This is a genomic window from Sphaerotilus sp. (genome assembly GCF_041083715.1).
In the GTDB taxonomy this organism is placed as follows: Bacteria; Pseudomonadota; Gammaproteobacteria; order Burkholderiales; family Burkholderiaceae_C; genus Sphaerotilus.
In genome coordinates, this window is record NZ_JBFPGY010000316.1 from 1 (window position 1) to 6,323 (window position 6,323).

General features: G+C 68.1%; 7 protein-coding genes. All 7 read right to left on the reverse strand.

Translation table 11 applies throughout. The features are described from left to right. A partial coding sequence (locus AB3X43_RS14640) for a YegP family protein (protein WP_369430603.1) occupies window positions 1-113 on the reverse strand: 113 nt, incomplete at its 3' end. Window positions 114-259: 146 nt separating this feature from the next. Then, window positions 260-1,282 carry a PDR/VanB family oxidoreductase gene (locus tag AB3X43_RS14645; RefSeq protein WP_369430597.1) on the reverse strand — a complete coding sequence of 341 codons (1,023 nt, stop codon included), beginning with the start codon at window positions 1,280-1,282 and terminating at the stop codon, window positions 260-262. Next, complete coding sequence (locus tag AB3X43_RS14650; RefSeq protein ID WP_369430598.1) at window positions 1,269-2,051, reverse strand: GntR family transcriptional regulator; 783 nt, start codon at window positions 2,049-2,051, stop codon at window positions 1,269-1,271. Before AB3X43_RS14650 ends, AB3X43_RS14645 begins: the two co-directional genes overlap by 14 nt. Before the next feature lie 16 nt (window positions 2,052-2,067). Beyond that, window positions 2,068-3,153 carry an aromatic ring-hydroxylating dioxygenase subunit alpha gene (locus AB3X43_RS14655; protein ID WP_369430599.1) on the reverse strand — a complete coding sequence of 362 codons (1,086 nt, stop codon included), beginning with the start codon at window positions 3,151-3,153 and terminating at the stop codon, window positions 2,068-2,070. A gap of 102 nt (window positions 3,154-3,255) precedes the next feature. Continuing rightward, entirely contained in the window at window positions 3,256-3,954 is a 699-nt protein-coding gene (locus AB3X43_RS14660; RefSeq protein WP_369430600.1) for a FadR/GntR family transcriptional regulator, read from the reverse strand. Between the two features lie 71 nt (window positions 3,955-4,025). Beyond that, a complete protein-coding gene (mmsB, locus tag AB3X43_RS14665) occupies window positions 4,026-5,174 on the reverse strand; it encodes a multiple monosaccharide ABC transporter permease (RefSeq protein ID WP_369430601.1) in 1,149 nt (382 codons plus the stop codon). Further along, window positions 5,175-6,323, reverse strand: a 1,149-nt coding sequence (locus tag AB3X43_RS14670; protein ID WP_369430602.1) for an ATP-binding cassette domain-containing protein, incomplete at its 5' end; no start/stop codon positions are given.

Consider the following 6,323-nt stretch of genomic DNA (forward strand, 5'->3'; position numbering starts at 1 on the left):
GACGCCTTGCTGGCGTAGGACTGGCTGGTGAGGATGGTCTGGTGATTGCCCGCCTTGAGCGAGAAGCGGAACTGGTCCTGGCCAGCGGCCTTGAGTTCGAACGTACCTGCCATGATGGCGACTCCTTCGTTGGTTTTCTGGACACCGTCTTGGTGTCTGGCTGCGCCTGCCCGAGAGCGACGCGGCTGAAGAATAGACGAGGAATCCAGTGCGGCCGCTCAGAAGAACCCGGGGTTCAGCTTGCGGCAAGACTGGCCGATCAGGCGGTGGCGTCGGGGCGGTAGCTGCTGTCCAGCACGATGCACGCAGCACGTCCCGACATGCGCGACACGCAGGCACACAGCTGCTGCCCCACCGCGCGTTGGGTCGCGGACAGGAAGACATCGCGGTGGTCGATCGTCCCGGACTCGACCGCCAGCACGTCCACCACGCACAGCCCGCACTCGCCGCGCCGGCAGTCCGCGAGCACCTCGACACCGGCACGCTCCAGCGCGTCGAGCAGCGTGGAGTCGGCGGGCACATCCAGCGTCAGCCCGTGGCGCGGCAGCTTGACCGTGAAGGCCTGCGCCGCATGGGCACCGCTGGTGCCGAAGGTCTCGAAGCGCAGCTGGACCGCCGGCCGGCCAGCCGCCGCCCAGGCACCACGCACACGCGCCATCAGCGTGGCGGGACCACAGACATAGAGCTGCGCCTGCGGTCCCAGTGCGGCGATCTCCGCCTCGATGTCCAGCGCCTGTCCCGCACCGGTGGCAACGGTGCGCAGCCGGTCGCCGAGCGCCTCGGACAGCACGTCGGAGAAGACGAGTTCCTCTTCGCTGCGTGCCACCTGGACCATGCGCACCTTCATGTCACCGCGCACAGCCGCCCGGGCGGCGAGCGCCTGCGCCATGCCGACCAGCGGTGTCACGCCGATGCCTGCCGCCAGCAGCAGCACCTCGGTCGCACGGTGGTCGAGTTCGAAATGGCTGGCGGGCACGCGCACCTGCAGCCGCGCGCCCTCTTCCAGCCGCCACATGGCGCGCGAGCCTCCGCGGCCGTCCGGCAGGTGCTTGACCGCGATGCGCCACACGCCATCGCCAGGCAGGCCGACCAGCGAGTAGCAGCGCGACAGCGTACGGCGTTCGCCAACGGGCACCTCGACACCCAGGTGACTGCCGGGCGCATGCGCATGCGCATGCGCCACCGCACCGCCATCGGGGCGGAGGGTGAATTCACGCACAGTGGGACTCAGGTCGGTGATCCGGTCCACGGTGACGGTGCAAGTCTGGTCACTGGCTTTCATGGGGGACTTCTCCGAAGGCATTGAACGCCACCACCACGTCCCGCAGCGGACGCAGGCCACCGGGCTGGCGCAGCGCGGTTTCCAGGCGGCGCCGGGCGATGCGGGCGTGTTCGCGCATCAGCGCCTCGGCGCGGCTTCCTTCGCGCTGTTCGATCGCGTCGAGCACCTGGCGGTGCTGGTCCTGCGCGACACGCAGCACGGCCTGGCCTGCCGGCTCGCCGACCTGCACCCCGAGGAACCCGCTCGGCGAGGCAAATGGCAGCCGGCTGGCCCGCACCAGCTCGCGCTGCAGCAGGTCGCTGCCCGACATCCGGCCAAGCAAGGCATGGAAGCCCCCGTTGTGCTGCACATAGGCGGCGAAATCCGGCTCGCCGAGTGCGGGTGTGTCGAGCGCAGCGTCGATCGCGTCGAGGTGGCGGTACGCCTGCGCGATCAGCGCCCCGTCCACGCCGCGCTCGGCCGCCAGCCGCGCGGCCAGCCCTTCGAGGGTGCCGCGCAGCTCGATGGCATCGCGCAGATCCTGGGCACTGAACTGCCGCACACGGTAGCCGCCGCCTGCGCCGACAGCTTCGAGCAACCCTTCCTGCTCCAGTCGCAGCAGCGCTGCCCGCACCGGCGTGCGCGACACACCGAGCCGCTCGGCCAGCGGAACCTCCAGAATGCGCTCGCCCGGCAGCAGCGCACCCGAGACGATCAACCCGCGCAAGCGCTGCTGCGCCTGCACGGTCTGCGTCGGTGCGACATCGAATTCGATCGCGTCAGCGGACATGGGCACCGCGCTCCACTCAGGCTGCACGGATCGGGATCACCGCCGCACCGAGGTGCCGTTCGGCAGCGATCTGGCGGTCGATCAGACGGCGTGCCCACATCGAGCCAGCATCGATGTTGAGATGGCCGAAGCGGTAGCCAGGGTGGGCGTCGATGGCCCGCTGCTGGGCTTCGAGGACCACCTCGTCCTCGCCGAACACGCGGGTCACGCCCTCGCGCAGCTCGGTGGTGATCTTCTGCTCGGTCAGCAGGTAGTTGCGGCAGAAGGCCCAGAAGTACAGGCAAGTCTTGTCGGTGGACGGTGTGATCGTGTTGAGCACGTAGCCATTGACACCCTCGCGGCGGTCACTGGCGTGGCCCTCGGACGGGATCGCCCCCGTGCCGGCCTTGGCCACGCCCACATCGATCGCCACCGTGCACGGTGCCTCGAACCGGATGATCTGCCAGCGGTCGACCGGCCCGGTGTAGCCATGCGCCTGCCGGATCTGCGCAGCCCAGAATGGTGGCGCCTCGATGCCGGACATCCAGCGCGTGACGGTGGCCGTGCGGTCGCCGTGGGTCGCCACGAACGGCGCTTCGGCCACTTCGCGGTTGCCGATGGAAGTGCCGTGGACAAAGGTCTCGTGCGTCAGGTCCATCAGGTTGTCGATCACCAGCCGGTAGTCGCAGGCGACCTCGATCAGCTTGCCGTCGCCGGCCCAGGCGGGATCGTGGTTCCAGTGCAGATCGGGCACCAGCGCGGGATCGGCCAGCGCCGGATCGCCGGGCCAGACCCAGACGAAGCGGTGCCGCTCGACCACCGGACAGGCCGGCACACACGCGGACGGGTTGATCGTCTCCTGCGACGGCATGTGGGTGCAGCGCCCCTGGCCGTCGAATCTCAGCCCGTGGTACCCGCACTCGACCTCGTCACCCACCAGCCGGCCGAGCGACAGCGGCAGCAGGCGGTGCCAGCAGGCATTTTCGAGCGCCACCGGCTCACCGGCCGTCGTGCGGTAGAGCACCATCTGGCGGTTGGCGATGGTGCGTGGCAGCAGGGCACGCTGGACCTCATGGTCCCAGGCAGCGGCATACCAGGCGTTCAAAGGAAAGGTGGCGGACATCGGCAAGCTCCCTGGCACAGGGGTGAATGCCTGCCAATGTATACATTCAGGTCAAGAATCGGATTGGTGGAAACGCTGTATTTATGGGTTTTCCTGCCCTGATCAGCGGTCTGGTTGTATACAAGGCTGCTCCAGCACCACCGACAGATCGCCCCGCGTCTCGTCCAGCTGCACCAGCGTCGCCTGCCGGGCACCGAGCGGATCACGGTGCTGCAGCGCCGTGAGGATGGCCTTGTGGCGCGGCAGCGAGAGCGCGTGGGTGTCCGGGTGCTGGCTGCTGAGCTTGATCGACTCGCGCAGCGCCAGCGACAGCATGTTGCCGATGTAGGCCAGCAGCGCGTTGCCGGTGGCCTCGGCGATGCGGCGGTGGAAGGCCAGGTCCGGCTCCAGCAGCGCTTCGGGCGTGGGCGCGGCTTCCATCGCGGCATAGGCGCTGGCGATGCCGTCGATCGCAGCGTCGCTGGCGACCTGCGCGGCCAGTGCGGCGGCGGCCGGCTCGAAGATGCGCCGCACGGTCAGCAGCGTCTCGACGAACTCGCCCTGCGGTTTCGATTGAATCAGCCAGTACAGCACGTCCGGATCGAGCAGATGCCAGTCGCTCTGGGCACGCACCGTGGCGCCGGCCCGCTGACGCGACAGGACCAGTCCCTTGGCGACCAGCACCCGCGTCGCCTCGCGCAGCACCGGCCGACTCACGTCGTAGTCGGCACACAGCGACGCCTCGCTCGGCAGCCGGTCGCCGGGCTTCAGCTCGCCCGAGACGATGCGCAAGCCAAGGTCGCGCACGATGCGCCCGTGCATGCTTTTTCGGTCAGGCGGCTCGCGATAGTGAGGGTCCGTGAACGGGGCTTTCACCTAGGGGCCATCCTGTCTCAACCCTTCTTCTTGTTGTACACGTCCACGAAGACGGCGGCGAGCAGCACCAGGCCCTTGATGACCTGCTGGTAGTCGATGCCGATGCCGAGGATGGACATGCCGTTGTTCATCACGCCCATGATAAAGGCGCCGATCACCGCCCCCAGCACCTTGCCCACCCCGCCCGAAGCCGATGCGCCGCCGATGAAACACGCAGCAATCACGTCCAGCTCGAAACCCAGACCGGCTTTCGGCGTCGCCGTGTTGAGCCGCGCCGCGAACACCAGCCCAGCCAGCGCCGCCAGCACGCCCATGTTGACGAAGGTCCAGAACGACAGCCGATCCGTCTTGATGCCAGACAGCCGCGCCGCCTTCTCGTTGCCGCCCAGCGCGTAGAGGCGCCGGCCGATGACGGTGCGCTGCGTCACGAAGTCGAACAGCGCCATCAGCAGCGCCATGATGATCAGCACGTTCGGCAGGCCCTTGTAGGACGACAGCAGGTACGCGAACAGCACGATCAGCGCGACGAACACCAGCTGCTTGCCGGCGAAGAAGGCCAGCGGCTCGCCCGCCATGCCGTGCGCCGCCTGCTGGGTGCGCTCGCGCAGCTTCAGCCAGAACAGCACCGCCGCCAGCGCCAGCCCGATCACGAGCGAGGTGACGCGCAGCCGCTCGCCCTCGAACACATCAGGGATGAACCCCGAGCTGAGGAGCTGGAAGGTGTCCGGGAACGGCCCGACCGACTGCCCCTGCAGCAGCGCCAGGCTCAGCCCCTTGAACACCAGCATCCCCGCCAGCGTGACGATGAAGGACGGGATCTTCATGAAGGCGACGAACCAGCCCTGCGCCGCGCCGATCAGCCCGCCGCAGACGAGGCACACCAGCGTGGCCGGCACGAAATGCCAGTGGTATTGCACCATCAGCACGGCCGCCAGCGCTCCGATGAAGCCCACCACCGAGCCGACCGACAGGTCGATGTGCCCCGCCACGATCACCAGCAGCATGCCCAGCGCCATGATGACGATGTAGCTGTTCTGCAGGATCAGGTTGGTGAGGTTGAGCGGCTGCATCAGCGTGCCGTCGGTCATGACCTGGAAGAAGGCCATGATGGCGATCAGGGACATCAGCATCCCGTACTCGCGGAGATTGTTCTTGAGGGCGTCCATTCAGTGCGCTCCAGCGGTGTTCTTGGCGGTCGATGACATCGACACGATCGATCGCATGATCTTTTCCTGGCTCGCCTCGGCGGCGGTGAATTCGGCGACAAAGCGGCCTTCGTTCATCACGTAGATCCGGTCGCACATGCCCAGCAGCTCGGGCATTTCCGACGAGATCATCACGATGCAGCGCCCCTCGGCGGCCAGCCCGGCCATGAGGCTGTAGATCTCGAACTTGGCGCCCACGTCGATGCCGCGGGTCGGCTCGTCGAGGATGAGCACCTGCGGCTGCGAGAACAGCCACTTGCTCAGCACCACCTTCTGCTGGTTGCCACCCGAAAGGTTGCCGACGGTCTGGTACACGTCGGCGCAGCGGATGCCCAGCGCCCGGCGGTACTCGTTGGCGACCGTGAACTCGCGGCCCTCGTCGATCACACCGCGCCGCGACACCCCCGACAGGTGCGCCAGCGTGATGTTGTGGTCGATGCCGTGGTCGAGCACCAGGCCGTAGCCCTTGCGGTCCTCGGTGACATAGGCGATGCCGTGGTCGATGGCCTTCTGGATGGTGGAGACATCGACCGGCTGCCCCTTCACCCGCACCTCGCCGCGGATGCGCTGCCCGTAGGCGCGGCCGAACACGCTCATCGCCAGCTCGGTGCGCCCGGCCCCCATCAGCCCGGCGATGCCGACGATCTCGCCGCGCCGCGCCGTCAGGTTGACGCCCTTGACCATGGTGCGGTCGGCGTGCAGCGGGTGGTGCACCGTCCAGTCGCGCACCTCGAACACCGTCTCGCCGAGGTCGGGCGTGCGGCGCGGGTAGCGGTCGGCCATCTCGCGGCCGACCATGTGGCGGATGATCTCGTCCTCGCTCGGCGGGGCGTCGCGGCAGTCGATGTGGTGGACCGTCGCCCCGTCTCGCAGCACGGTCACGGCGTCCGCCACCTTGGCGATCTCGTTGAGCTTGTGCGAGATGAGGATGCAGGCGATGCCCTGGCGCCGCAGCTCCACCAGCAGCCGCAGCAGCGCGTCGCTGTCGGTCTCGTTCAGGCTCGCGGTCGGCTCGTCGAGGATGAGCAGCTTCACCTCCTTCGACAGCGCCTTGGCGATCTCCACGAGCTGCTGCTTGCCCACGCCGAGGTCGTCGATCAGCGTCGTCGG

Coding starts and splice junctions, on each gene's coding strand:
- AB3X43_RS14660 (WP_369430600.1), bottom strand. CDS start 3,954: ATGCACGGGCGCATCGTGCGCGACCTTGGCTTGCGCATCGTCTCGGGC.
- AB3X43_RS14650 (WP_369430598.1), bottom strand. CDS start 2,051: ATGTCCGCTGACGCGATCGAATTCGATGTCGCACCGACGCAGACCGTG.
- mmsB (WP_369430601.1), bottom strand. CDS start 5,174: ATGGACGCCCTCAAGAACAATCTCCGCGAGTACGGGATGCTGATGTCC.
- AB3X43_RS14645 (WP_369430597.1), bottom strand. CDS start 1,282: ATGAAAGCCAGTGACCAGACTTGCACCGTCACCGTGGACCGGATCACC.
- AB3X43_RS14655 (WP_369430599.1), bottom strand. CDS start 3,153: ATGTCCGCCACCTTTCCTTTGAACGCCTGGTATGCCGCTGCCTGGGAC.